Origin of the sequence: Bacillus sp. Brlt_9, from assembly GCF_051948935.1 — a bacterium.
In the GTDB taxonomy this organism is placed as follows: domain Bacteria; phylum Bacillota; class Bacilli; order Bacillales; family Bacillaceae_G; genus Bacillus_A.
Genome location: NZ_JAYJLO010000001.1, coordinates 1,153,015 through 1,178,852, shown reverse-complemented (window position 1 = coordinate 1,178,852; position 25,838 = coordinate 1,153,015). Strand labels below are relative to the sequence as shown.

26 protein-coding genes and 2 pseudogenes are annotated in these 25,838 nt (G+C 33.5%); 5 read left to right on the top strand and 23 right to left on the bottom strand.

The genetic code is table 11. The features are described 5' to 3' along the window. The first annotated feature begins 186 nt into the window (after positions 1–186). Positions 187–819, top strand: a complete 633-nt coding sequence (locus tag VF726_RS06010) for a LysE family translocator (protein WP_440166623.1) — start codon at positions 187–189, stop codon at positions 817–819. A 70-nt stretch (positions 820–889) separates the two neighbouring features. Here VF726_RS06010 and VF726_RS06005 read toward each other — a convergent pair whose 3' ends face one another. The 7 genes from VF726_RS06005 to VF726_RS05975 form a co-directional block, all read right to left on the bottom strand. Then, complete coding sequence (locus VF726_RS06005) at positions 890–2,350, bottom strand: CoA-acylating methylmalonate-semialdehyde dehydrogenase (RefSeq protein ID WP_000633357.1); 1,461 nt, start codon at positions 2,348–2,350, stop codon at positions 890–892. Positions 2,351–2,386: 36 nt separating this feature from the next. Beyond that, a complete protein-coding gene (locus tag VF726_RS06000; protein ID WP_440166621.1) occupies positions 2,387–3,277 on the bottom strand; it encodes an NAD(P)-dependent oxidoreductase in 891 nt (296 codons plus the stop codon). A gap of 16 nt (positions 3,278–3,293) precedes the next feature. Next, positions 3,294–5,003: an acyl-CoA dehydrogenase family protein gene (locus tag VF726_RS05995; RefSeq protein ID WP_440166619.1), complete on the bottom strand. Its 1,710-nt coding sequence runs from the start codon at positions 5,001–5,003 to the stop codon at positions 3,294–3,296. 154 nt (positions 5,004–5,157) lie between these two features. After that, positions 5,158–6,066, bottom strand: a complete 909-nt coding sequence (gene prpB / locus VF726_RS05990) for a methylisocitrate lyase (RefSeq protein WP_440166617.1) — start codon at positions 6,064–6,066, stop codon at positions 5,158–5,160. A gap of 18 nt (positions 6,067–6,084) precedes the next feature. Beyond that, entirely contained in the window at positions 6,085–7,521 is a 1,437-nt protein-coding gene (prpD, locus tag VF726_RS05985; protein WP_440166615.1) for a 2-methylcitrate dehydratase, read from the bottom strand. A gap of 98 nt (positions 7,522–7,619) precedes the next feature. Next, positions 7,620–8,741, bottom strand: coding sequence for a citrate synthase (gene mmgD, locus VF726_RS05980; RefSeq protein ID WP_440166613.1), 1,122 nt, complete (start codon positions 8,739–8,741; stop codon positions 7,620–7,622). Positions 8,742–9,411: 670 nt separating this feature from the next. After that, on the bottom strand, positions 9,412–10,557 hold the full coding sequence (locus VF726_RS05975) for an MFS transporter (protein ID WP_440166611.1): 1,146 nt from the start codon (positions 10,555–10,557) through the stop codon (positions 9,412–9,414). 237 nt (positions 10,558–10,794) lie between these two features. Here VF726_RS05975 and VF726_RS05970 point away from each other — a divergent pair. Next, positions 10,795–11,076, top strand: a pseudogene (locus tag VF726_RS05970) (hypothetical protein). Between the two features lie 70 nt (positions 11,077–11,146). Here the strand turns inward: VF726_RS05970 and VF726_RS05965 are convergent. Then, positions 11,147–13,654: a PBP1A family penicillin-binding protein gene (locus VF726_RS05965; protein WP_440166609.1), complete on the bottom strand. Its 2,508-nt coding sequence runs from the start codon at positions 13,652–13,654 to the stop codon at positions 11,147–11,149. A 468-nt stretch (positions 13,655–14,122) separates the two neighbouring features. Here VF726_RS05965 and VF726_RS05960 point away from each other — a divergent pair, with 468 nt between their 5' ends. Then, complete coding sequence (locus VF726_RS05960; protein WP_440166608.1) at positions 14,123–14,329, top strand: KTSC domain-containing protein; 207 nt, start codon at positions 14,123–14,125, stop codon at positions 14,327–14,329. Between the two features lie 64 nt (positions 14,330–14,393). Here the strand turns inward: VF726_RS05960 and VF726_RS05955 are convergent, their stop codons facing one another. The 5 genes from VF726_RS05955 to VF726_RS05935 form a co-directional block, all read right to left on the bottom strand. After that, positions 14,394–14,606 carry a YqaE/Pmp3 family membrane protein gene (locus tag VF726_RS05955; RefSeq protein ID WP_166704328.1) on the bottom strand — a complete coding sequence of 71 codons (213 nt, stop codon included), beginning with the start codon at positions 14,604–14,606 and terminating at the stop codon, positions 14,394–14,396. A 187-nt stretch (positions 14,607–14,793) separates the two neighbouring features. Then, positions 14,794–15,453: a DUF6944 family repetitive protein gene (locus VF726_RS05950; RefSeq protein WP_440166607.1), complete on the bottom strand. Its 660-nt coding sequence runs from the start codon at positions 15,451–15,453 to the stop codon at positions 14,794–14,796. Positions 15,454–15,638: 185 nt separating this feature from the next. Then, on the bottom strand, positions 15,639–16,367 hold the full coding sequence (locus VF726_RS05945; RefSeq protein WP_440166729.1) for an SDR family oxidoreductase: 729 nt from the start codon (positions 16,365–16,367) through the stop codon (positions 15,639–15,641). Positions 16,368–16,478: 111 nt separating this feature from the next. Next, positions 16,479–16,679 carry a hypothetical protein gene (locus tag VF726_RS05940; protein ID WP_440166605.1) on the bottom strand — a complete coding sequence of 67 codons (201 nt, stop codon included), beginning with the start codon at positions 16,677–16,679 and terminating at the stop codon, positions 16,479–16,481. Between the two features lie 41 nt (positions 16,680–16,720). Further along, positions 16,721–17,056: a hypothetical protein gene (locus VF726_RS05935; protein ID WP_097841467.1), complete on the bottom strand. Its 336-nt coding sequence runs from the start codon at positions 17,054–17,056 to the stop codon at positions 16,721–16,723. A gap of 209 nt (positions 17,057–17,265) precedes the next feature. Between VF726_RS05935 and gerPF the strand changes: the two genes are divergently transcribed. Next, positions 17,266–17,481 (top strand): spore germination protein GerPF, encoded by a 216-nt coding sequence (gene gerPF, locus VF726_RS05930; RefSeq protein ID WP_001141565.1) that lies wholly within the window; start codon positions 17,266–17,268, stop codon positions 17,479–17,481. A gap of 216 nt (positions 17,482–17,697) precedes the next feature. Here gerPF and VF726_RS05925 read toward each other — a convergent pair whose 3' ends face one another. The 5 genes and pseudogenes from VF726_RS05925 to VF726_RS05905 form a co-directional block, all read right to left on the bottom strand. Continuing rightward, entirely contained in the window at positions 17,698–18,033 is a 336-nt protein-coding gene (locus VF726_RS05925) for a YolD-like family protein (RefSeq protein WP_440166602.1), read from the bottom strand. A 394-nt stretch (positions 18,034–18,427) separates the two neighbouring features. Then, positions 18,428–18,835, bottom strand: a complete 408-nt coding sequence (locus VF726_RS05920; protein WP_440166600.1) for a hypothetical protein — start codon at positions 18,833–18,835, stop codon at positions 18,428–18,430. A gap of 232 nt (positions 18,836–19,067) precedes the next feature. Then, a complete protein-coding gene (locus VF726_RS05915) occupies positions 19,068–19,286 on the bottom strand; it encodes a hypothetical protein (RefSeq protein ID WP_440166598.1) in 219 nt (72 codons plus the stop codon). A gap of 506 nt (positions 19,287–19,792) precedes the next feature. After that, complete coding sequence (locus tag VF726_RS05910; protein WP_440166596.1) at positions 19,793–20,644, bottom strand: peptidylprolyl isomerase PrsA; 852 nt, start codon at positions 20,642–20,644, stop codon at positions 19,793–19,795. 221 nt (positions 20,645–20,865) lie between these two features. After that, positions 20,866–21,006 (bottom strand): annotated as a pseudogene (locus tag VF726_RS05905) (N-acetylmuramoyl-L-alanine amidase); the annotation flags it as partial. A gap of 290 nt (positions 21,007–21,296) precedes the next feature. Here VF726_RS05905 and VF726_RS05900 point away from each other — a divergent pair. Beyond that, positions 21,297–21,491: a hypothetical protein gene (locus tag VF726_RS05900; RefSeq protein ID WP_440166594.1), complete on the top strand. Its 195-nt coding sequence runs from the start codon at positions 21,297–21,299 to the stop codon at positions 21,489–21,491. Positions 21,492–22,356: 865 nt separating this feature from the next. Here the strand turns inward: VF726_RS05900 and VF726_RS05895 are convergent. The 5 genes from VF726_RS05895 to VF726_RS05875 form a co-directional block, all read right to left on the bottom strand. Beyond that, a complete protein-coding gene (locus tag VF726_RS05895; protein ID WP_440166727.1) occupies positions 22,357–22,968 on the bottom strand; it encodes a hypothetical protein in 612 nt (203 codons plus the stop codon). A 106-nt stretch (positions 22,969–23,074) separates the two neighbouring features. Then, positions 23,075–23,611 carry a C1q-like domain-containing protein gene (locus VF726_RS05890; protein WP_440166592.1) on the bottom strand — a complete coding sequence of 179 codons (537 nt, stop codon included), beginning with the start codon at positions 23,609–23,611 and terminating at the stop codon, positions 23,075–23,077. Between the two features lie 233 nt (positions 23,612–23,844). After that, entirely contained in the window at positions 23,845–24,156 is a 312-nt protein-coding gene (locus VF726_RS05885) for a hypothetical protein (RefSeq protein WP_440166590.1), read from the bottom strand. Then, entirely contained in the window at positions 24,138–25,160 is a 1,023-nt protein-coding gene (locus VF726_RS05880; RefSeq protein ID WP_440166588.1) for an anti-sigma factor, read from the bottom strand. Before VF726_RS05880 ends, VF726_RS05885 begins: the two co-directional genes overlap by 19 nt. Further along, positions 25,150–25,650: a sigma-70 family RNA polymerase sigma factor gene (locus VF726_RS05875; RefSeq protein ID WP_440166586.1), complete on the bottom strand. Its 501-nt coding sequence runs from the start codon at positions 25,648–25,650 to the stop codon at positions 25,150–25,152. Before VF726_RS05875 ends, VF726_RS05880 begins: the two co-directional genes overlap by 11 nt. Positions 25,651–25,838: the final 188 nt, after the last annotated feature.

Here is a 25,838-nt window from a genome sequence, read left to right as displayed (position 1 = left end):
GGTTTACCCCTCACCAATAGCCCGTTCATTCGGGATAAACCTGAGGCTATATATTCGTGTAATTACGCGAATGTATAGCCTCTTTCCTGTTTAATAATTTTTAATAAAATTTAATTTTATTAAATCGAAATATGTGCTACACTATTTTTAATCAAATATTCTAAAAATAAAAAAGGAGGAGCGACTATGATTGAAAATTTTTTTCTTTTCATCATTATGTCTATTTGTCTTATTATTTTACCCGGTCCAGATACAGCAATGGCCACAAAAAACACATTAGTTGCCGGTAAGCTGGGCGGAGTAAAAACAGTGTTCGGCACATGTATTGCACTTTTGATTCATACGTTAGCAGCAGTAATCGGACTATCCGCACTTATTGTAAAGTCAGCTCTTTTATTCTCTATTTTCAAGTACGTTGGAGCTCTATATTTAATTTATATTGGTATTAAAGCCCTTTTAGCAGTAAGAAATAAAGAAGGCGTTGATACGAGCGATTTACCTTTGAATAATGAAGATGAACACACTTCTTGCTTTCGCCAAGGGTTTCTTACGAATTTATTAAACCCTAAAGTTGCAGTTTTCTTTTTAACGTTTTTACCGCAATTTTTAAATCCAAATCATAATACGTTTATCCAACTTCTCGTAATGGGCCTTACTTATCTCGTTTTAACAGTTATTTGGTTCGCTTTTTATATATTTTTAATTGATAAAATTAGTGCTTTTATGAAGAAACCGAAGACGCAACGTTATATTCAAGGGTTAACGGGAATCGTCTTAATTGGTTTTGGCATCAAACTTGCTTTTGAAAAAAGTAATTAACAAAACGAAAACCACCACTAGAAATAGTGGTGGTTTTCATTTAATAACTGATTTGACTGTTTACTCTTTATTAAAACCAGCGCTCAGTTACAACTTTTTTACGTGTATAGAATTGAACGCCATCTGTACCATTTGTACCTAAATCACCAAAGAATGAAGCTTTATTTCCTGCAAATGCGAAGAATGCCATTGGTGCTGGAACGTTTACGTTTACACCGATCATACCAGCATCGATATTATCACGGAACGTTTGTGCATGCTTACCATTTGACGTATAAATTACCGCACCATTTGCAAATTTAGATTGATTTGTTAGTTTAATACCTTCTTCTAAATCTTTAACACGTACAATGCTTAATACTGGTGCAAAAATCTCATCTTGCCAAATTTTCATTTCTTGATTTACACCATCAAAGATTGTCGCACCTACAAAGTAACCTTCTCCAACTTCTTCCTTAATTTTACGGCCATCTACTAATAAAGTAGCTCCATCTGCTACACCGCTATTAATATAGCCTAATACACGCTCTTTATGAGATTCACGAATTAATGGTCCAACATAGTTATCTTCGTGGAAACCATCACCTACTTTTAATTTCTTCGTCTCTGCTACTAGTACGTCGATGAATTCATCTGCAATTTCATCAACTACTGCTACTACTGAACATGCCATGCAGCGCTCTCCACTACTTGCGAATGCAGACCCAATTACACCTTGCACTGTTTTCTCAAGATTGCAATCTGGCATTACAATCGCATGGTTTTTCGCACCAGCTAACGCTTGTACACGTTTCCCATGTTTCGTACCTGTTTCATATACGTAACGAGCTACCGGCTCAGATCCAACGAATGAAACAGCTTGAATATCTTTATTTTCTAAAATGCTATTTACAACATCTTTGCCACCTTGTACTAAATTTAATACACCTTTTGGGAAACCAGCTTCATAGAATAACTCTACAAGTCGCTCTGCTAAAAGTGGCGTTCTTTCAGATGTTTTTAATACGAACGTATTACCGCAAGCAATTGCAAGTGGGAACATCCATAATGGAATCATCATCGGGAAGTTAAATGGTGTAATACCAGCAACAACTCCAATTGGATAGCGCCAAATCGACCCATCAATACCGCTAGCAATATTTGGTAGAGCTTGTCCCATCATTAAATTTGGCGTAGATGTTGCAAGTTCTACTGCTTCAATACCACGCTGTACTTCACCAGTTGCATCCGTTAATGTTTTACCATTTTCGAGCGTAATGATTTTAGCAAGCTCTTCTTTGTTTTCTTGTAAAAGCTGTAAATATTTATACAATTGTCTTGAACGATTCGGAACTGGTACTTTAGACCATGTTTCGTATGCTGCTTTTGCCGCTTCAACAGCTTTTTCAACATCTTCTTTCGGAGATAGCGGAACGTAAGCGATAATTTTTCCAGTCGCCGGATTTGGAACTGCTTCTACTTCTGTACCAGTAGATTCTACCCACTCACCATTAATATGATTTTTTACTCGTTTAATTTCAGTTGTAATCATTATATTCTCTCCTTTTTTATGATGTTTATAAGTCTATTATTTTTGATTAGAAATTAATTGTTCACTAATTTTCTTATATAAAGCAGCCATATCGTTTTCACCATAACCAGCTTCACTTGCTTCTTCATATACATTCAATAGCATTTCGCTTACCGGTAAGTGAAGTTCGCTTTCTTTCGCTAAATCTACTGCAAATCCTAAATCTTTCTTTAATAAATTCACAGTAAAGCCTGGCTCGTAGTTTTCTGATGCAACGAAACTTTTATAATTGCGCTCATAAATTCTACTTTGACCATAACTTACATTTAAAATATCAAACATTTTATCTAAATCCATATTATTCTTTTTCGCCAATGTTAAAGCTTCACTCACACCAGCTGTATAAAAACCAATTAATAGGTTATTAATTAATTTAACAGTTGTACCACTATCAATTTGCTCACTAACATGGAAAATGTTCGCGCCTAGTACACCCATGATAGATTCCGTTTTCTCATATACATCTTTTGATCCACCAACCATAAACGTTAATGTACGGTTTTCGGCTCCAATTACACCACCACTAACAGGTGCTGCTAAAAAGTCTACTTTCTTTTCCTTTGCAGCTTCCTCCAACTGTTTGTTTAATTGTGGAGATACAGTACTTGTATCAATTAAAACTACATTCGAGTGACTATTTTCAAATAATCCTTCTTCTCCAAAATATACCGCTTCAACAGCTCGAGGTGAAGGTAAACTTGTAAAAATCACATCGCATGTTTCTGCTAGCTTTGAGATTGATAAGCCTATAATTCCTCCTTCACTTTCAAAGGAAGCTTCAGCCTCTTTATTTAAATCCACACCGTATACTGTGTAACTTGATTTAACTAAATTTTTAGACATCGGAAGACCCATGTTACCTAAACCGATAAAACCAATCTTTTTCATATCGCTTTCCTCCTATTTACACAAAATACTTTCCGCGATTTATAATAGCTTTCGCAATTTCCCTCTTTTTTGTAAATACGTTCGTGTATAAAGGCACTAATAATTGACGAATTTCAGTTAAAATCACGTGTCTATCTTTTTCTTCTGTGACAGCCGCTGAAAGTATAGAAATCGCCGCTTCTTCTACTTTGCGATAGCCTTCTTCACAAATAACGTCAGTTATCATTTGTTTCGTACGCTCTTTCTCTTCACCATTTTTACTAATTACTTTACTCGTACGTAAAAATGCTGATTCCATGACGTACACGTCCGTTAACATATTTGATAATACACGTGAGTATTCTTGCTCTTGATCAATTTTTAAACCCGGAGTTTTAGAGAGCGTTTTCAAAGATTGTTTCAACAATTTTTTCGCTAATAAAATGTAACGATGGTTTCTTTCTACATTCGCTAAATCAATTTCTACTTCAGTATCTTCTATTTGCTCGATTTGCTTCATTAACATTTTGGCAACTGTTAATCTATTAATTTCGTTCGTTCCTTCAAAAATACGACTAATTCTAGCATCACGATATAATCGTTCTACTTCATATTCTTGCATATAACCGTAACCGCCATGAATTTGTACAGCTTCATCTACAATATAAGCAAGTGTTTCAGAAGCGTTCACTTTATTCAGTGCACATTCGACTGCAAATTGAGACATTTTCTTCATAAGATCTTCATCACTCTCGTGAATTGCTTCATCAATTACACCTGCTGTACGGTAGGCTGCACTTTCTGCTCCATATGTAGCAATAATCATATTTGCAATTTTCTCTTGAATCATCGTAAAATCTACTAATTCCGTTTGGAACTGTTTTCGCTCTTTTCCATATTGAACCGACAAACCAATTGCTTGTTTTGCTGTTCCAATATTTCCAAAAGCAAGCTTTAGTCTAGCAAAGTTTAGAATATTTAGAGCTACGTGATGCCCCTTCCCAACTTCCCCTAAAACATTTTCAGCAGGTATTACTACATCTTCTAGAATAAGCGTTGCCGTTGAAGAACCTTTAATTCCCATTTTCTTTTCTTCTAGTCCAATAGATACACCTTTACATGTTCTTTCGACAATAAACGCTGTCATTCCTTTATTTGTCTTCGCAAAAACAACGTATACATCTGCCATATGAGCATTTGTAATCCACTGCTTCTCACCATTTAACTTCCAAGCAGTACCATCTTCATTCAATACTGCGCTCGTTTTTGCACTTAATGCATCAGAACCGGCATTTGGCTCAGTTAAAGCATAAGCACCAACCCATTCTCCTGATGCAATTTTCGGCAAATATTTTTCTTTTTGTTCTTTCGTTCCATAATATATGTAAGGCAATGTACCTACACCAGCGTGTATATTAAATGAAACGCTAAATGCACCAGCGTATCCCATTTTTTCTGCTACAAGCCCTGAAACTGCCTTTCCTAATTCGAAGCCGCCATATTCTTCTGGGACCTCGATACTTAATAATCCAAGTTCTCCAGCTTTCTCAAATAATTGACGAGAAACTTTATAGTTATGTTGTTCAATATTCTCTATTTGTGGAACAATTTCTTGTTTAACGAATTGTTCTGTCGTTTTTGCGATTAAATCTTCATCTCCTGAAAAATCTTCTGGCGTAAAGAAAGCATGATTCACATCTTTATTAAGTGAAAAAAATTCACCCCACGGTAACTTCGTTTTCTCCATCTGAATCCCCCTATCATTTCGACCTTACTTGCTAATACATATGCTCGTCTACGATGAGTGGAATATCTTATTTTTGAAAACAGAAGGCGATGAATTTTCACATCAAGCAGTTCGTTTTGCCAAAGATGTATTCTCATCGCCTTAGTTGTTTTATCTATTGATCCTCTGATAATACTGTTTTTGCAATTCCAGTATCTAGTTCTTCAAAGTCATGATATGAAATTGTTTCATATAACTCACTTCTCGTTTGCATATTAGAAAGTGCATCTTTTTGAGAACCTGTTTCCTTAATTAAAGTAAACACATTCTCATACGCTTTCGCTGCTACGCGAAGTGAAGTTACAGGATAAATAACCATTTGGAAGCCCATATTCGCAAATTCCTCTGCACTATAATAAGGCGTTTTCCCGAATTCAGTCATATTCGCAAGTAAAGGCGCATTTACTTTACTATTAAATAGACGGAACTCTTCTTCTGATTGAAGTGCTTCAGGGAATATCGCATCTGCACCTGCTTTTACATATGCGTTCGCTCTATCGATTGCTTCATCTAAACCTTCTACACCGCGAGCATCTGTGCGCGCTACAATATATAAGCTTGGTGCAACTTCTTTAATCGCTTTTATCTTTTGAACTAATTCTTCTGTAGTAACAAGTTTCTTACCATTTAAATGTCCACATTTCTTTGGTAATTGTTGATCTTCGATTTGAACAGCTGCAACTTTCGCTTCTACCATTTCTACCGCTGTTCTAGCTACGTTTAGGACACCGCCAAATCCTGTATCAATGTCAACAAGGACCGGTAAATCTGTAGCTCTTACTAAATCTCTCGCTCTCTCTGCTACTTCAGTAGACGTCACGATTCCTAAATCTGGTAGCCCTTTACTTGCAGTATAAGCAGCTCCCGATAAATAAAGAGCTGAAAAACCTGTATTTTTCGCAACAAGAGCTGCCATTGCATCATGAGCACCTGGAATTTGCAAAATTTCATTTGCTTCTACTAAAGCTCGGAAGCGATTCGCAAGCTCCTCTTGTGTTGACTGTTTATTCACAACCCAAGCCATTCTAAATTCCCCCTATTATTAAATTAAGAATAGATCTACAAATTCGTTTACATTCATATTTTCTAGTTTCTCTTCATTTAAACAAGCTTCATGAATTTGTTCTTGTTGTTTACTAGAATAATGACCTGCCATATTTGCAGTGAATTTTTGAACAACTTTTGGAATTGCTTCGTCTCTACGGAAACGGTGACCAAGTGGATATTCACATTCTACGTTTTCTGTTACCGTGCCATCTTTGAAATGAACTTGTACAGCGTTGGCGATTGAGCGCTTGTTCGGGTCAAGATAGTCTAAACTGTACTGTTTGTTTTCAACAACAACCATCTTATTACGTAATTCATCTACACGTGGATCATTTGCTACTACATCCTCATAATCGTTCGCGACGATATCTCCTTTTAATAAACCAATTGCCGTAATGTACTGTAAACAATGATCACGATCAGCAGGGTTATTTAATGGACCTTCTTTATCAATAATACGAATTGCTGATTCATGAGTTGTAATTGTAATGCTGTCAATTTCATCTAATCTTTCTTTAATTTCCGGATGTAATTTCACAGCACATTCTGCAGCTGTTTGTGCATGGAATTCTGCTGGATATGAAACTTTAAATAATACATTTTCCATTACATAAGACTCTAGTGGTCTTGCTAATTTTAATTCTTGTTTATTAAATAATACATCTTGGAAGCCCCAGCCCGGTGCAGATAATGCTGTTGGATAACCCATTTCACCTTTTAGAGCAGTCATTGCAAGATGAACACCGCGGCTTGTTGCATCACCTGCTGCCCATGATTTACGTGATCCAGTATTTGGAGCATGACGATATGTACGAAGACTAGAATTATCAATCCACGCATGTGATAATGCATTAAAGATTTCTTCACGTGTTCCACCAAGCATTTTCGCAACTACAGCAGTTGTCGCTACTTTTACATATAATACGTGGTCAAGGCCAACACGGTTTAAGCTGTTTTCTAGAGCAAGTACACCTTGAATTTCATGAGCTTTAATCATCATTTCTAATACTTCACGTACTTTTAACGGTTCTTTTCCTTCTGAAATACGAACTCGGCTAATATAATCTGCAACTGCTAAAATTCCGCCTAAGTTATCAGATGGATGTCCCCATTCTGCTGCAAGCCAAGTATCGTTATAGTCTAACCAACGGATCATACATCCAATATTGAATGCACCTTTCACTGGATCTAGTACGTAAGATGTTCCTGGCACACGTGTACCGTTTGGCACGATTGTTCCTGGTACAACTGGTCCTAATAATTTCGTACACTCTGGGTATTGAAGTGCTAAAATTCCGCATCCAAGTGTATCAAGTAATACGTAACGAGCAGTACTGAATGCTTCTGCACTAGTTACCTCTTTATTTAATACATAATCCGTAATTTCTTCTAATAATGCATCTTTTTGTTTAATTTCGTTTGTTTTAATCATGCTATTCTTCCCTTTCTGTCGAAAATTCGTTATTATTAATGATGGGTGTCGGTCAAACACCCATCCGGCGGGCGGCGCTAACAACTCCCCAGTTGTTCTTATTTACTAAGTACATGTCGCTCGCCAATGTAATTTACACGTGGACGGAACAATCGATTGTTCGTATGTTGTTCAATTACGTGAGCACATAGTCCTACTGTTCTAGAGCTAAAGAAGATTGGTGTATAAAGTTGAATTGGAATACCAAGCATCCAATATACTGGAGCTGCATAATAATCAAGATTCGGATAAATTCCTTTTTCCTTCTCCATAATTTTTTCTCCAGCTTCACACATTTCATATAGTGTATAATCACCTTTTACATCACATAACTGCTTTAAAGCTTCCTTCATCATAAGTGCTCTTGGATCCATCTTCTTCATATACACACGATGTCCAAAGCCCATAATTTTTTCTTTGTTATATAGTTTCTTCTGTAACAACTCCTCAAACTTCTCAACATTACCAGCTTCTAAAAGCATGTACATAACTGCTTCGTTCGCACCGCCGTGTAAGCTGCCTTTTAAAGATGCAACCGCACCTGTTAAAGCACCATATAAGTCGGATTGCGTTGATGCGATTACTCGCGCTGTAAATGTAGAGTTTGGCATTTCATGTTCACTATATAAAACAAGGGAACGATCAAAGATCTTTTCCTCAAGTTCAGTTGGTTTTTTACCTGTTAACATATAGAAGAAATTCGCACTATATGATAATTCTTTAAGTGGTTCGATTGGCTCTTCATTATTTAAAATATGATAGCTATTTGCTACAATGTTTGGTACTTTACTCAATAATTTGTACCCGCGGCTTTTATTTACTTCTAATGAACGGTTTTCAATATCATTATCGTAACCAGCTAATGCGGACACACCTGTACGCAATCCATCCATAGGGTGCGTTTCTTTCGGCAATGCTTTTAATACGTTAAATACACCTTCTGGTACTGCGTATTCTTCTTTTAATTTCTTTTCAAGTATTACTTTTTCATCCTCATTCGGTAGATGTTCTTCCAATAAAAGGTGCACAATGTCTAAATACTCTTTTGTTTTTGAGAGTTCGATTAAATCATACCCTTGAATTACAATTTCACCTTTTACTGTGTCAAGAAACGAGATCTTCGTCTCCGCTGCCACTATACCATCTAATCCCGGGGAAAATTTTTCTTCAGCTTTCATCATTACTTCCTCCAATCCTAATAGATCTTCGTGCACATAATTGTAAGCCTTTACAATACTATGAAACTACATTTCTATTTCAATGTATCAGAGTTTTTAGAAGATTTCAATTTATTTTATAATGATAAGTTTCCTATACTTTTACCGATGTAACAATACAATTTTTCAAAAATAATTTTCATATTTTATAAAGAAAGGACAGACTTCTTTTCGATTTTTATTAAAACAAAATATAAGGATGGTTCAAAAAAACCTACTGAGTATAGAATTCTCTCAATTTTCTTAAGAAAATAAAAAAAAACGAGTTGTATACATATACAACTCGTTTCTACATGATATTTATTTCACTATCTCTTCAATATAATTTTCATATAAAACTTATTTATTTTTAAAAAAGTTATTATTTTACATAATTAAATTAAATTTCTTTCGTTTTCTCGAAGGAACCTTCAACTAAATAATAGTTTTGAAAGTACCAAAGTTCATCAACATCCACAAAAAAGAAACTGATTTCGTACTCAACTGACACAATTTCCTCATCTGGTTTCTAAGAACCTATCCCTAAAGAATATTCATGCTGCATTGAATTACAATCATGTTATATTCGTAATTCTTCCTTAAACCATTGTAGATCGTCATGTTCAATTGAAATTCTCATCTTTTTTACTCCCGTTTATGCAAATTCTTTTTTACCTAATCGCTGTTTAACAAAAAAGACAAAAATAATGAAAGCAAGTAATCCTGAAATTGCACTACTAGCAAATAAAATACGGTAACCAAACATTTGCGAAACAACTCCAAGTAAAATCGCCCCAAGTCCAATCCCTAAATCAAATGCGGTAAAGAACGATGCGTTAGCAACTCCTCTTTTACTCGGATCAACAATTGAAAGCATCGCTGCTTGTAATGCGGGCTGTGCTGAACCGAATCCAACACCGTATAATGCAGCTGCGATAACCACACCCATTAAACTATTTGAAATCGTTAATACAACTATCGCTATAATAGTAATACATAGTGCCGGGAGTATAATAAATACTTCTCCATACTTATCTAATAGTTTTCCTGAAATTGGCCTTACAATTGTTAAAGCAATTGCATATACAAGAAAGAATGTACCAGGATTCACATCAATTGACGATGCAAATAGCGGTAAAAACGTCGTAATCCCTCCATATGCAAATGATAAAAAGAAAACAACAATCGTAATGGATAGAACGGACTTTTCAAATAGTTGTATTTTTCCTTTTTCTTTTTGTGGTGTGAATGGCATTTTCGTCATGAACGATAATAAGACTGCCATAAAGGATAAAAGGGTTGCTAACAAGAATAAGCCGTGAAATGAATAATGTTGTACAACCGATAATCCAATCATCGGGCCGATCGCCATTGCAATTGTCATAGCCATCCCGTACCATCCCATACCTTCACCACGGCGTGAATCTGGAATAATATCAGTTATCGCTGTTCCAACAGCTGTTGTAGAAACAGCCCATGTTACTCCGTGAATAACACGCAAAACAGCTAAAAGGACAATAGTCGTCGCTAAATTATAAGAGTACATCGTTAACCCAAAAAAGATGAGTCCGAAAATAATAAAAGATCTTCTACCATATTGATCCAACATCCCTCCAATAATCGGTCGTATTACAACTGCTGCTATTGTAAACATTCCCATCATGAGCCCGACTTGTGATTCATTGCCACCTATCTCTTTAATAAAAAGCGGAAGCGTTGGAACAAGCAAATAAAATCCTGTAAATAAAAATAACATTGCGAAAGTCATTTGAATAAATGATTTCGTCCATAATCGTTCCATTAATAATCCTCCATAAACACGTAAGTTATTGCAATTAACACCTCTATTTTATATTTTCTCGGTCCCTTTGCCTTCCGTAAATAGACGTATCTTTTTATAATAAATGGTCTACCATCCACTTAAATTGGTCTTACAACTTTATACGTATGTTTTAGCCTAAAGTCCTATCTATATGTACCTTTATATGTGTGAAAAGAATATGCTACTTTATTATCAAAAATTAGGAATGATTATGTTATTTGGGTATCTTCAAGAGTAACTGCCGTAATTCCTTCGACTCCTGAGATACACATTCCTGCAGTTCATACAGCTAGTTCCGATGTCGGTATTGAACTTCCCGCAACTTGGCAACAATACTAAATTCCTAGTCAAGTTTCCCCCTCATTTTGGCATCATGGCGCACATCCAAGTGGTGCTACCTTTCAAAGCCACAGCTTTCCTCCACTACCTCAAGCCCAAGTTTTTTATCATGTCCCTTCCATTTATTCTCAAAATTTCTACGGTACTTTTAACATTTAAACGAAAAAAGCACTTAAGAATGTAATGTTTACAAATCTTAAGTGCTTTTTAATATTTTTATAAAATTTTCTTATTGGCCATTATTTGCAGGAATTTCTCCTGCACTCCCGCCAGTATCTGGTTGCGTGGTCGCTGGAGGTGTCGGATTCCCTTGACCTCCCCCATTATTTGCTGGAGGTGTTGTATTTCCTTGGCCTCCTCCGTTATTTGCTGGAGGTGTTGTATTTCCTTGGCCTCCTCCGTTATTTGCTGGAGGTGTTGTATTTCCTTGGCCTCCTCCGTTATTTGCTGGAGGTGTTGTATTTCCTTGACCTCCTCCATTATTTGCTGGAGGTGTCGTACCTTGGTCATTTCCGTTATTTTGTTCATTTTGTTTCTTTTCTTCTTCTTGTTTCCTTTGCTCTTCTTGTTTCTTTTGTTCTTCTTGCTTCTTAAGTTCCTCTTGTTGCTTTTGTTCTTCTTGTTTTTTAAGCTCTTCTTGTTTCTTTAATTCTTCTTGCTTTTTCTCTTCTTCCGTCTTTTGCTGTTGATCTGGTTTAGGTTGTTCTGTTGTATCCTGTACGCTCGTATTTGGAGAAGAATCACGTTTTTCCCCTTTTATACGTAGCTCACTACCTTCTTGAATAACACTACTTGGCATTTTAAAGCGTGATTTATCAGTAGCCATCTTGCTCATCATTTCTTTAAAGATCAATTGTGCAATTTTCGTATTTTTACTACTAATATACTCGTCTTTACCATCTTTCATATATCCAGTCCATACTGCCATCGTATATTGCGGCGTATAACCTGCAAACCAACTATCACGAGTTGCACTTTCTGGAATTTTATATTGAGCTAATTGTTTTGCAGCATAGTTTGTTGTACCTGTTTTACCAGCTACATCTAAAGAACTTATATTTGCTGCTGTACCAGTACCTGATGTTACTACTGAACGAAGCATATCAGTAATCATATATGCTGTAGAATCAGCCATTACTTGTTTTGGTTTTTGACCGAAACTTTGTGACTTGCCGTCTGGATAAACTACTTTCTTAACAAAATGCGGCTTCGTATACTTACCATCATTACCAAATGCCGCATAAGCACCCGCCATTTCAGTTGGTGATACTTCGTTTGTACCAATAGCATGCGATTCTTTCGGTGCTGAATTAAATGGAATACCTAATTTCTCAGAGAATTCCTTTGATTTATTAAGTCCTACTTCTTTTGCAGTTTTAACTGCTGGAACGTTACGCGACATTTTTAATGCCTCACGCATAGTAATTGGACCTAAATGAGTTCTGTCCGCATTTCGAACTTCTTGTCCAGTTGAATATTTAAATGGAGAGTCATCAATTTGATGATACGTAGCCCATTTTAAGTATTCAATAGCCGGTGCGTAATCAAAGATTGGCTTCATAGTTGAACCAGCTGCACGATCTAATTCAATTGCCATATTATGCCCTTTAAATACTGCTTTATTTTCACCGCGACCACTACCTATAGCACGAACCTCACCTGTTTTCGTATCCATAAATGTGAAAGCACCTTGGAATTTATCATTTGGATAATTAATAATATTTTCATCTAATATTCTATCAGCAGCATTCTGTGCATCTTTATCTAAAGTTGTATAAATTTCTAAACCGTCAGAACCAATGTTAGCATCTGGCAATTCTTTTTCTACTTCTTTCACAACTGCATCCATAAATGCAGGATATGGCATTGCTTGTACAGTTGCAGTTTTAAGTCCATCTGTTACTTTAACTTTCGAAGCTTCTTCCATTTCCGCTTTCGTAATATAACCATGTCGATTCATTAATTTTAGTACAACATCTCTTCTTTCTGTTGCTCTTTGAATATTGTCCGTTTTCGTTGGATCATAGTTATTTGGTGCTTTCGGTAAACCTGCAAGCATCGCAACTTCTGGTAATGTTAACTCTTTTAATTCTTTACCATAGTAGTTTTGTGCTGCTGTTGCGATACCATATGAACGGTTTCCTAAGTTAATTTTATTTAAATACATTTCTAAAATTTCATGTTTTGAATACTGTTGTTCTAGCTTATACGCTAAATATATTTCCTGAACTTTACGTTTTGATGTTTTTTCCATCGATAAGAAGTAGTTTTTAATAACCTGCTGCGTTATTGTACTTCCACCCTGTGAGCCGTAATCTCCTTTAAGACTCACCAAAACAGCACGGGCAGTACCTTTGAAGTCTACTCCGCTATGCTCATAAAAACGTGCGTCTTCTGTTGCTAAAAATGCATTTTCTACTAATTTAGGAATTTGATCATACGTAACATTCGTCCGTTTCTCTTTCCCGTATTCATATACCAAATCGCCATTTTTATCATAAATTTTTGAGGATAACGGATTAACAAGTTTTGCTTTCTCAAGTTTAGGTGCGTCCTTAATCATTACGAAAAAGGTAGCAACCCCCGCCACTAAACCAACAATACCAAGTAATAAACAAGTAATTAAAAATTTACGAAAGAACGATGTTTTCCCTTTTGGTTTTTGTGTTTTAGAAGCTGGCTGTTTTTTCTTTTTAACTTGTCGTCGCTCCTCTCGAGAACGATAATTTTCTGACATGTTACTTTCTCCTGCCTTTCAATTCTCCCGTTGATTTACTTAAAAATATTGAGGTCACTTTCTAAACTGAAGTTAATTAAGAAAGTATATTGACCTGGAGCATTCAATATTTTCCTAATTCACAGATTATAAATTTTAGAATACTTCTTATACAAACTATTTTCACTTTTATTTTTCCTAATAATGCCGCCCCTTTAAGCATAGAATGTAAAAAGTGAATTTTTATACCTCGTATAAATAATATACCTTTTTTTCAAATGGTCAATATTTTCTTATTTATAAATCAAAGGTGAAATAAAAATAGCACAACGATATGTACTTCGTGTGAACTTCCTTATTATTACGTATAACAAATATTTAATATATTGCGTATAAGTATAATACTTCTTTAATTATAAGGATTTCAACACCACAAACTCAACATCTACAAGAAATAATAAAAAATAAAAAGTGAGGAGTTGCGTAATAATGGAGCTATCTCCCGTGATTTCAAAAAATTTAGTTGCTGTTGGTTATAATCCACTTTCTATGATTTTGCGTATTCAATTAAAGAATGGAATGTATGATTTCTTTAACGTGCCTGAAAACATTTACACCGGTTTATTAAACGCACACTCTAAAACTAATTATCACAATACTTATATTAAAAATTCTTTCCGCTATACTAAAATTTAAACTTAAACAAAATGAAAAAAGAAAGGAGGTAATCCCCCTTTCTTTTTTTCATTTCACGACTCAACTATCTTCTATTTCTCTTATTCATTTCATCATATGCTTGAATTTGTTTTTTTAATCGCCGATCTGCTTTTTGATCATGTACAACTAATATCGCATGTATAACGCCTGGAACCCAAAAAATTAATGTTAATATGAAGTTAATTATAGCTTGAAATGGCTTTCCACAAAATAATACGGCTACAGGTGGAAGAAGAATTGCCAACAAATACATCATCTCTTGAAAACTCCTTGCTTTATATTTTTTCTCTCTCTTCGTACGCTAATAGGACCAATTATTTTTATTTACTCCTAATATCTTTTCTACTGCTATATATTCTATTCTAATACTAAAAAACCTATCACTTCAACTTTTCTATTTATGTAAAATTGAAATTTTACACATCTCCTTTATATGAACAATTTCATATGATTATTTTTTCTAACCTTTCTTCTTTCTCTATTAAAGTTAGTCCAATCGCAGAAATAGCAGTTCCAATCGCTTGTATCCAAACACCAATGAGTGCTATTATTCTCTCATTTTTCTTATCAACCGTACTGTCCTCCTTTTCAATTTCGTTATTTGATATATTAATAATACCTTGATATGCTTGAAGTCCAGCACCTAAACTTTGCAGAGAATTACCTAATATTATAATTCTCTGTACTGCTTTCATCTGAAGCAAAGCTGCTTCTACTCCTAAAAATGCTCCAATCGATTGTAAACTGTTCCCGACAATTATAAGATAATCATTCTCTTTCAATTTTTCATTTATATTAAAATATGTTCCTATTACATTTGATATATTCCCTAATGCTAATAACTCAATGCCCATTTTATCAAGCATTTCACTTTTATTTTTCAAACACGTATTTTGATTTTCTCTGTCACCTTCATCTTCAGTTTCATTACTCGCTATAATTTGCAATATATATCCGAGTGCTTGTAATAAGCTTCCTACAATTACAATCTTCGATTCAACTTTCTCTTCTCCGATAAATCCTCTTGTCGTCCCAATTGCCGCTGTAAGATTTCCGCCTACTTGAAACCATGCTCCTGTCACTTTTAAACCGCTTGTATTCATTTTTATCACCTATTTAGAAATTTTCTATTACTTTCGAAATACATAAATGGCATCCTTTAACTCATATTTATTTTCTATATGTAATTTTGTGCATTCTATAATGTGCTAATCATACAAAAAAGCACCTTAAAGGTACTTTTTTAGACAAAGTGTGTACCACTAAAATATGACAATTCAATATATATTTACGTAAATTCTGGGCATGTCAATGAAGCTCCATTTTTATCTATTGTTATCTTTAATATATATGGAATTGCATGTTGTGACCACATTTCAGGTGTGGGTGACTCGTTTACATACTGTGGTGCACATGAATATAGCATCGGGGTGCTAATACTTCCGCCCGGGTCTAAAGCAACAACAGCCATACCATAAGGCAATTCCAGTGCCAAAGATTTCGTGATGCCTTCAATTGCAAACTTTGAGGCACAATATGGCGCAAGCTCAGCTTCTCCTTCTCTCCCCCAACTAGAACTCATATTAATAATCATTCCTTCTTTCCTAGCTATCATTGCTGGGACAAATGCTCTTATGACATTTACTACACCGTTCACGTTTACATTCATTACATTTTCGAATTCTTGAGCAGTTACTTTCCAGATTGGCGCATTTTTATTAACAATTGATGCATTATTTATTAACAAATCAGGTGCTCTATTTCTATGAAGTATATAATTTGCCCAATCGCTTACTTGCTGAGAATCTGAAACATCAATTATTTGAAAATCATGTGTATTACCATAATATTTTTTCAATTCTTCAATTTTATCTTTTGAACGTCCACAGCCATATATATTCCATCCCAATTCATGAAATCGATCAACCATTGCACGACCTAACCCTTGCGTCACTCCTGTAATAATTACACTTTTCCCACTGTTATTTCGTTTCAAGCCTCTCTCCTCCTTTACAATATTTTATTATCTTCTTTTTTATTCAGCCAATTACTAAAGTATCAACTCATTTCATACTTTAGAAGGAGTTTTTATATAAGTAAAAAGAGTAACGATAACGGTTACTCTTTTTTATGTATCAAAAAAATCATTATTTATTTCGTTATTGTTTTTAAATTTCAGCTTCTCTTTCCCGCATTTCTTACACCGATACACATAAGCTACACCTAGCTTACCACTTTTATAATCTTCATTATCCTGCATCTTAATAAAACTATATTTATGTTTACAGTGAGATTCATTCAAAAAATTTCCAAACCATTTTTTCAACATAGAACAGTTCACCTCTATGATAGAATCTTCATTTAGTCTGATTACATACTTTTCTTTAAGTTCTCAATCTCATGCTGCAACTTTTTAAATTGCTCAAAATGCATAGTAATAGATTGACTGTTACCATACTCAACACTATGCTTCACAAATAAAACACCAGTGTCATGAAAAATTGCTTCCAGTTCTTTTCTGATGGATACTTTCATTATATGTGCTGTTTTAATGGCAGATAAAATTGCAATTTCATTAAACTTTAATTTTATTTCATTTGGACAAAATGCTTCTTCAACCAATATAACTTCATTGCTATAAATTAGTGCAACAAGATTACTTGATTTTGCATCTGTTAAATCTACTTTTTTTATAACATTATTCATTACATTTTGCCTCCTTTTATTTCACATATATTAATTATACAATTTCCAGAAAAAATTAATCGACCTTACATTAATTTTAACATACTTTTATTGTAGGATTAAGCTACACTTCAAACGTTTTACTATTCCACAATTTTTGCTACATGAACCATTTGGACTATAAGACCATATAGTAGTGTTAACAAATGATTGTAAAGCGGGTGAAAACCATGCCCTCAGTTGTAGGGAATTTAGTTGTACAAAATAGTAACGGTTCATTTAACTTAGGTGATTTCTACAACGTTTCTCCGAAAGAAAATACGAAGGCTTATAATGGATCTGGTGCTTCAAACGTTGGTTTTGTTGTTAATACTTTTAATGGCGTGAGCGCGACTAATACGTTTGATTCTGACCTTGCAGATCAAAACCAAGTGGGTACAGCCTAATCCTATTTTTCATCGTTCTGTTTAGGAATTTTAAATCTGTCTATACTATAATCAGGCTGTTACACAGCTATTGTTGATTTTTGGAGTACCCTATCTTTTTCTCCCTTTCCCTGGGGCTAAGCAGCTAGTATGAAGCTAGCTGCTTTTTCGTTTCATTTTTTATGTCCCTCATCTAACATAACGTAAAGGAAGCAAAAATTTAATTTTCAGCTTCCTTTACGTTATTTCAATAATATCCGAAGTATTAAATACGTAAGTTTTATAAAATGCGTCAGTACATATTACAATGCGCTTTAGCGGGTTTATATGCACAACTGTCATATAGCTTGTAAGTATGTATCCATCTTCAAAATATGTCACCAATATTTCTTTTTCAGACAATAATGACGTTAATAATTTATCAGAAATTCTCTCTTTTGCTTCGTTTGTTACGAGCGGTTTTTGAACTTTAAACTTCTCTCCAACAACCTTTCGCATACTTAGCAACTGTTCCGACATTACTGTAAATGGAACCCATTCTCTTTCTACTTTCTGCACCTTTACATCATTCATTTCTTTATCTCCTTGATCATTTATCCATTTGATTTCATACATATTGTTCTTTCATAATTGCTTGGCTCATATTTATCCCACATTAATAGACAGTAAAGATCATACCTCAATATTCGCTACAGGCGAGGAAAGTAAATTGAAAATCAACTGTCCGTAAATAAAGTTTCGCGTTCTTTCTAAATCGTATACTATCCACATCACAAGAACATTCGTTCTAATTATACACGAACCTACGTTCTTTTGGAATGATTTAAATTATATTTTTATCCATCATTTATTTTTTCTTCATCAAATGAGCTTTTCACTTCTTATTTAATAGGACGTTCAAATATCAACAAAAAAGCGACTTCATACAAGTTGAAGTCACTTTTTCTCATAACATATATTTCTATATTTATTTTTCTATTCTAACTAGAGTTCTTTCCGGAATACAAATCTCATCTATATTAAAATGATTTATTTTTAATTTTAATTCTCCCACTCTTTCCTTATCTTCATCACCAACCCAACAACTGAATAATTCAAAATAGTCCCCATCATTTAAATAGCCTTCCATAATTGAGCATAAAGCTAATAGCTTTTTTTTAGCTTCTTTCTTCTCCTTTTCAGTTTGCCACTCATCAAGTTCCATGCCCCAACTCGTTGAAACTTCATACGTGTAACTTGTTTGGAATTGAAACTCTTGTACAATTTCGAGCATACTTTCATCTGAAAAACACGATCCAAAAACAATTACATCATTAGAATCTGGATCTGTTAACGGAATTTCTACATTGCAGCCTATATAACTTGCTAAACTCATTTTTACTCCTCCAATATTCTACAAAATATCTTATATGAACATTTATCTACTCAAATATAAAATCCCTTCCTAAACCAAAAAGTTTTAATTTTCAAGTTTATTAACCATCTATAAATGAAAGCATATATTATAAAGAACGAACTCAAAAAATTTCTATGAAAAGAGAGCAATGTAAACACTCTCTTTTCGTACATACGATATAAGACTATCTATAAATAATTACTCATAATTATTAAATATATTTTGGTTGTACTATTATATGTAACTCCCTCTCTGTTACTGCTTTTTTTGGGTTACGAAAATACTCTAATTCGTATTTTAATACTTTATAGTCAACCATCCCAATCTTAATCCCTTTCGTTTCTTTTAAAATGGCTAATAAGTCACTTATATTTTCATCATGTGATTCAAAAATTTTTCCTCCGCCTTCTCTTTGAAAAATTACTTTCATATTTTCTCCTCCTACGTAATATATTTATCTATTAAATAATTCGTGTAAAAGAATTATTTCTTTATCCTAAAAATTTCATAATAAAAAGAACATCCTATTTTAGTAGAATGTTCTGCTTTTCACTTCATTTAGCATCAATATTTTTTCACTAATATTGTATGTTTCATTCTGCAAATTATGTTTATCCACTTCAATATAGTAAAACTTAAATCAATTAGGATGTTGTTTATCCCCCACTAAAAATTAGCCCACGCCAATCAAAATACCCGCAAATAGTGGAATAAAATTAATAAATTTACTTTATATTTAATAAAATTAAGCAAACAAAACATTATAATATCAACATTATATGAACCATTAATCATTCCAATTTTTAAAAATACATAAATTCCCATTGTAATTCTTAATATTTATATGTAATATTGTATTGTCTTACTATCTATTTATAACTCACACACTAACTAGAAAAGGGAACCTATATAGGTTCCCTTTTCTAATTACAGTCATTATTTCTTTTCTAGAAATTCAAATGTATTTTTAAATTCTTTATCATTCACCTTAATATCAGCATCTTTCAATAAATCATTGACTACTTGTTGTTTCCATTTCCCTGTCGTATCTTGTAGTCTTTGCTGTTCTAAGTCTTTACGAATGCTATCTTTCACTTCATCAAATGGCTTCAATTCTTTTTTATCTGTCACTTTAATAATATGATAACCGTAAGTTGTCTTTACCGGATCACTTACTTGTCCTGCATCTAATTTATATGCAGCTTCCTCAAATTCTTTCACCGTTTGCCCTGGAGCAAAACCAGTTATTTCTCCGCCTTGTTCTTTTGAACCAGTATCCTCTGAATATTGCTTCGCTAAAGCCGCAAAGTCTTCACCGTTACTTACTTTCTCTTTCACTTCTTTAGCAGTCTTTTCATCTTTCACTAAAATGTGACTTACTTTCAGTTCTGGTTTATAGTTATCTTTTACATCTTTTTCTGTGACAGTCGCTTTAATTGCTTTCTCAAATGCAATTTCTGGCTTCATTTTTTCTTTTAATTCATCTTCATTTTTCAATCCAACTTGCTCTAAAGTCGATTTGAAGTTGTCACCCATTTTATCTTTTGCTTCTTCTACTTGTTTTTTTGCTTCCTCATCTGAAACTTTATATTTATCTAGCAATGCCTTACTTAACACCATTTGATATAAAGTACTTTCCCCATATTTTTGTCTTAACTCTTTACTTAACTCTTTCTCTGTAACATTTCCTACTTTTGATGTTACTACGTTGCCTGAGGAGCCACATGCAGATAATGCCAGTACTACGCATGAAATAATCGTTCCTAAAAATAACTTTTTCTTTTTCAATCCCAAATACCTCACTTTTATTATTATATAAGAATAACTATACAATGTTGTTGTGTAAACAATGTGTTTTCCACATGTAATTCATTTCATTTGAATAAACTAAGTATCATATTCCTTTTGTTCAAATATTAAAGGTCATCTTACTATGTATCTGTAATATGACCCTTTACGTATTCTTAAAAACATGCAACTACTTATTGCGAATTAATAGTTACATGTTCTTCAAGTATCCAATTATTTTGCCCGATATCTACCGTATTCGAACCATCTTGAACTCTAGCAATAACTAAATCTAGCTGAGATGCTGCAAGATCCCACTCAATAGTTCCATTCCATTTTGAAATATCGATAATATACCCCAGTACAATTCATCTCCTTTTTATAATCATATTTAAAGCTTGTTTTATTGAAAGTCCCTTATATCTAATACTAGCTAGCTAGCTACCTATAATATAAATAAAGAAAATCTATATTGTTTTTCAAAACATACAATCTTTTAATTAATTTTCTACTAATTTTTTTACAATCTGATCACACCATAAAACTCCATATCATTATCAACTCAACTAAAAATTTCATATTATATATTCATACGTCTTTACAAACTAAATAAAAACACAGTATACAATACTGCGTTTTAGGAGCTGATTTCATGAAAGAAAAACCTATCGTGGTCAAAGTTCCACCAAATTCAAAACTAAAAATTACATTTTTCGGCCCTTGTAACGAGGTAATTACAAATGTTTCTATAATTAATCAACTTTCCACACCAAAGTGTCAAACTATTACGCAATATCCAGACTATAAGAAATACGAAACTGAAGTGCGATCATTATCCGGTTGTTAATCTGTTCCATTCATAATCCTAGCTATTTAGTTAAACAACTTCGGTAAAAGACTACAATTACTCATTTCATGATATTTCATTGATAATCTATTGATTTTTTACACGTTTTTATAAACTGAGCATATATTATCGTATGGAGATTATCCACTCATAAAACCTATCTTTCTTTAGAGCATACCGTTTGTGTATGCTCTTTTTTTATTTATCCCTCATCCTCTACATATAAACCTGTTCACTTTTATATTTCATTAGTGGTAAACCCACCTGCTACTTATAAGAATCTAATCAATGTGTACTGAACAATACTCCTGTATTTATTGTACTTTCACCCCTCTGTTACATTAGTGTATTCATTCAAGCGTGATTCATCTAATTTCCCTTCTAAATTGACCATAGATGTATTAAAATCTTTATATACTCAAGGAGGTCAAATATGTTCAAGTTACATCCAATACTACTCATCTTAGGATTTATTTTATTTTTATATAGTGTAATCACCTTAATGTTATTCCTATCCATTCAATAGCAATCCCTACACAAACCAATGTTAAATATGTAATTTCTATATAGTAAAGAAAAAGCCCGTTATTATACGGACATAAATTAAGATATTTTTTCTATTCCGTTAGACTGCTAGCAAATGTAACACCAAATAACTTTTACAACCATCTTACTCGTTTCGTTGTATGCTTTTTATTACTTGCAGAATATCTAATACTCATAATAAGCTAGCACTTTCAACTTTACTTCCTAACATGTGAAATTCTCATGAGACAAACTATAATTTTAGAAAAACAATAATAATCCCCCACCATTTGGTAAAGGGGATTAACTAAACCTACTGAAAAGTATTTTATTCTATTCGTTATTTAAGTGGAGAAGGAAATCTTGCAGCTTCAAAATGAACAGTATTCAAACCATTAACATTTTGAACAATTACTCCAGCAACACTGCTCTCAGCAAAAACTTCAACTGAATCTCCTGCTTCTAATTGAAGAATAGACGTTACTGAAACATCATTATTAAAAAATACCCCGGTCCCAAAGAAATCATTATCTATTGCTATTGCTGGATTTCCATTCACACGAATTTCAACTCTAGCTCTGTAATTTACATTAAAATCATTTGGAGAGAATGTTATATTCCCTAATACACTATATACCCCTTTCGTCTTTGGAATAAAAATAGATGTTGCTGGATTATATTCATTCGCTAGATCAAACTGTTCATTTTGAAATAATACTTTAACAGGAGTATTTTCCGGAACAGGTTGATTCATTGTATTTACAGCTCTAAATGCTGACGCTCTTACAAGCTTTTCTTTTTTATCATCACAAAAATTCACTTTTACATACTTTCTATCACATTGACTATTTTCTCTAAAGCAATCATGACTTTTCTTTTTGTAATCTTTACAATACTTACAGTAATAATAAGACGTAGTAAGTCCCCCTTTAAACTTATTATTGTATACTATGCTACATAGATTAGAATAGATTGGACAAACAGTTACTATTTTCAATAGAATAAAACATCCCCACCATTTTGGTGAGGATTAACCTATATTTTTGGTATACTGGACTTTATTTAATTGGAGAAGGGAATCTTGCAGCTTCAAAATGCGAACCGTCTTCTGAAGGACTTAAAACTCCATCTACGCTACTTTGTGCATAAATTTCAACTTGATCCCCTTCATTCAATTCAATAATCGTCGAAACACTTACTACATTTCCAAAACTTATTGGACCGAAAAAGTCATTATCTATAGCTATTGCTGCGTTTCCATTCACACGAATTTCTACACGAGCTCTATAATTTAAGCTAGGATCGTTTGGAAAGAAACCAATCGTTCCAATAATAGAATAAACTCCCCTAGTCTTCGGAATAAATATAGACGTTACTGGATTATACTCATTTGCTAAATCAAATTGTTCATTTTGAAACAATACCTTTACAAAAGTATTGGCAGGAACCGTTTGATTCACCGTATTTCTAGCCCTAAATGCTGATGCCCTAACAAGGTTATCCTTGTTGTCATTACACTTACTCGTGTTCTTACAACAATCATGCTGTTTCTTTTTATACTCTTTACAATACTTACAGTAGTAATAACAAGACATACTAGTCCCCCTTTCATGCTTATTACTATATATTATGCAAGGAGGATTCTTACTGTTTGGACGAGCTATTGTTTTAGTCCAAAATTTGCGCCTATTTATATATACGTGGGTGGAAAACATATCAATAAAACTTCAACCTAGATGTATAATGCGTAATTCAAATTTGATAAGTTCTTCTCTTATCTAGTTTACTTTTATACATAAAAAAGAGCGAATGTACATTCGCTCTTTTTTTATGGCCCATAGCTTATCATCCAGCCTAGCATAAATCCAAATACAGAAAACAGCATCATAAAAACAAATAAACTACATGCCCACAATGCATATTTTCGACTTTTTCTTTTTGTGATCATACCTATGACTGAGCACACCACTCCAATACCAACTATTTGCAGAAAACCTTTACCTATAAATGTTTCTTGAATAAGCAATATAATATTCAAATACAATAACGCTAGAAAGGCAATAATTAATGAAATAGTCCCCATCCACGTTTCCTGTTTATAAATATGATTCTTTCTTTTTTTTAAGAATGCCAATTCCATAACCTCACTTCACCTACTTTCAAGTTTCTAACTTTTTCGTGGCTCATCAATTTTTCAATTTCTACTTTAGGCCCAGTTACAACTGCCCCGTATGTTTTTACTCCATTTTTTTCAAGGAAAGAAATACGCTTTGACAACTCTAATACTTTCGCTCTAGATAGCTTCACTGCTAAATTTTCATGCTTCTGTAATGACTTTAACACATCAATAAATTGTTCCTCATGAGGTGAATCACTTGCAAAAGCACCACTTGGCCTTGAAATTATATCTGCTGGAAAACCAATCGGAGCTACATACATCCCCTCATTATTCATTTGCTTCTCCTCTAATCCTGTATTAACGGCATACCACACAATATCAATAGTAGGAAACATATTTGTTACCTCTTGTACACTTAATAATTCTCTAAAAGACACAAATGCTTCTACAACAGATTCTTGCGGCAGACCCTTTAATACTTGCGCTTCTTCGCTACTATTATAGGACGCATTATAATTATTAGGATGAGACAACACTTCGTTATCTACATATGGGATTTCTGGAATTTTTTCATCTGTTGTATATTCACGGCTTACTTTTGTCGCTCTACTAAATATATAATCTGTTTTCTCTTCCCCTATTCGAATATCTTTCTTGCCTACTCTTTTATACAAATCAAAATGCAATTGCAAACTAAGAGGCAACAATGTTTGCTCCATATCCCTATCTTTCAAAAATACATTTGGTTCTGTTACACTTAACGTTTGATTTACTACATTCCGTATCTCCATTGCGTTTGTAGGTGCCAACGTATAATATAAGAGTGTAGATATATATAAAATAGGTTGAATAAGTAATAAAAAAGTAAATACAATTAAAACATTCGTAATACGTGCTCTTTTTTTACCTATTTTCAACACTTGCTCCTGTTTTCCATCAGGAAGTGAAGCCGGTCTTTGATGAAGAGCTTCTTGTAACAATTCTTTATAATCATCTTGTTCAGAATGAGATTTATCATTTGTCATTTTGACTCTTTTCCTCCTTTAACAACTCTTTTAATCTCTTTCTCCCACGAAATACGTGGCTTTTATACGTGTTTAACTTTAAATCTAATACAGACGCACCCTCTTCGTACGTTAATTGATGTACGTCACATAATAAAATAGCTTGTGCCTCCACCACCGGCAAAGTATGAATAATCTGAATTAATTTTTCGTAACTATTTTTTGCAACTACGTACTCTTCTGTAGATTCCTCCGCTTGTATTGTCTCTAATTCCTCTGTTCCTACAAAAGTTACTTTTTTCTCTTTCCTAACAAAATCAATAAACGTATGATATGCCACTTTAAAAAGCCATGATTTTACCTTTTGATTTTCATAGTCTTCTAAATAAAGATACGCTCGATAAAAAGTCTCTTGCATCAAGTCCTCCGCTACGTGATGGCTGCGAGAAAGGGAAAATAAATACCGATACACATCGTTTATATAAACCTTATATATTTCTTCAATCTCCATCCCCCTCCTCCTTTCATATATAACACGAATAAGCAAAATAAAAAGTTGCATTATTTTTCCTTTTTTCTTTTTTTTTTTAAAGAAACATCATTTATACATTTCAATAACTATTTACAATTATAAACAAAATATTTGATGTTATGAATGTATATACTTCAAAATCAGTAAAAAACAGTTCTGATATTCGC

Bases quoted from the DNA above. Each gene is read 5' to 3' on its own strand.
- VF726_RS06010 (WP_440166623.1), top strand. From the start codon at position 187: ATGATTGAAAATTTTTTTCTTTTCATCATTATGTCTATTTGTCTTATT.
- VF726_RS06005 (WP_000633357.1), bottom strand. From the start codon at position 2,350: ATGATTACAACTGAAATTAAACGAGTAAAAAATCATATTAATGGTGAG.
- VF726_RS06000 (WP_440166621.1), bottom strand. From the start codon at position 3,277: ATGAAAAAGATTGGTTTTATCGGTTTAGGTAACATGGGTCTTCCGATG.
- VF726_RS05995 (WP_440166619.1), bottom strand. From the start codon at position 5,003: ATGGAGAAAACGAAGTTACCGTGGGGTGAATTTTTTTCACTTAATAAA.
- prpB (WP_440166617.1), bottom strand. From the start codon at position 6,066: ATGGCTTGGGTTGTGAATAAACAGTCAACACAAGAGGAGCTTGCGAAT.
- prpD (WP_440166615.1), bottom strand. From the start codon at position 7,521: ATGATTAAAACAAACGAAATTAAACAAAAAGATGCATTATTAGAAGAA.
- mmgD (WP_440166613.1), bottom strand. From the start codon at position 8,741: ATGATGAAAGCTGAAGAAAAATTTTCCCCGGGATTAGATGGTATAGTG.
- VF726_RS05975 (WP_440166611.1), bottom strand. From the start codon at position 10,557: ATGGAACGATTATGGACGAAATCATTTATTCAAATGACTTTCGCAATG.
- VF726_RS05965 (WP_440166609.1), bottom strand. From the start codon at position 13,654: ATGTCAGAAAATTATCGTTCTCGAGAGGAGCGACGACAAGTTAAAAAG.
- VF726_RS05960 (WP_440166608.1), top strand. From the start codon at position 14,123: ATGGAGCTATCTCCCGTGATTTCAAAAAATTTAGTTGCTGTTGGTTAT.
- VF726_RS05955 (WP_166704328.1), bottom strand. From the start codon at position 14,606: ATGATGTATTTGTTGGCAATTCTTCTTCCACCTGTAGCCGTATTATTT.
- VF726_RS05950 (WP_440166607.1), bottom strand. From the start codon at position 15,453: ATGAATACAAGCGGTTTAAAAGTGACAGGAGCATGGTTTCAAGTAGGC.
- VF726_RS05940 (WP_440166605.1), bottom strand. From the start codon at position 16,679: ATGTTGAAAAAATGGTTTGGAAATTTTTTGAATGAATCTCACTGTAAA.
- VF726_RS05935 (WP_097841467.1), bottom strand. From the start codon at position 17,056: ATGAATAATGTTATAAAAAAAGTAGATTTAACAGATGCAAAATCAAGT.
- gerPF (WP_001141565.1), top strand. From the start codon at position 17,266: ATGCCCTCAGTTGTAGGGAATTTAGTTGTACAAAATAGTAACGGTTCA.
- VF726_RS05925 (WP_440166602.1), bottom strand. From the start codon at position 18,033: ATGAATGATGTAAAGGTGCAGAAAGTAGAAAGAGAATGGGTTCCATTT.
- VF726_RS05920 (WP_440166600.1), bottom strand. From the start codon at position 18,835: ATGAGTTTAGCAAGTTATATAGGCTGCAATGTAGAAATTCCGTTAACA.
- VF726_RS05915 (WP_440166598.1), bottom strand. From the start codon at position 19,286: ATGAAAGTAATTTTTCAAAGAGAAGGCGGAGGAAAAATTTTTGAATCA.
- VF726_RS05900 (WP_440166594.1), top strand. From the start codon at position 21,297: ATGAAAGAAAAACCTATCGTGGTCAAAGTTCCACCAAATTCAAAACTA.
- VF726_RS05890 (WP_440166592.1), bottom strand. From the start codon at position 23,611: ATGTCTTGTTATTACTACTGTAAGTATTGTAAAGAGTATAAAAAGAAA.
- VF726_RS05885 (WP_440166590.1), bottom strand. From the start codon at position 24,156: ATGGAATTGGCATTCTTAAAAAAAAGAAAGAATCATATTTATAAACAG.
- VF726_RS05880 (WP_440166588.1), bottom strand. From the start codon at position 25,160: ATGACAAATGATAAATCTCATTCTGAACAAGATGATTATAAAGAATTG.
- VF726_RS05875 (WP_440166586.1), bottom strand. From the start codon at position 25,650: ATGGAGATTGAAGAAATATATAAGGTTTATATAAACGATGTGTATCGG.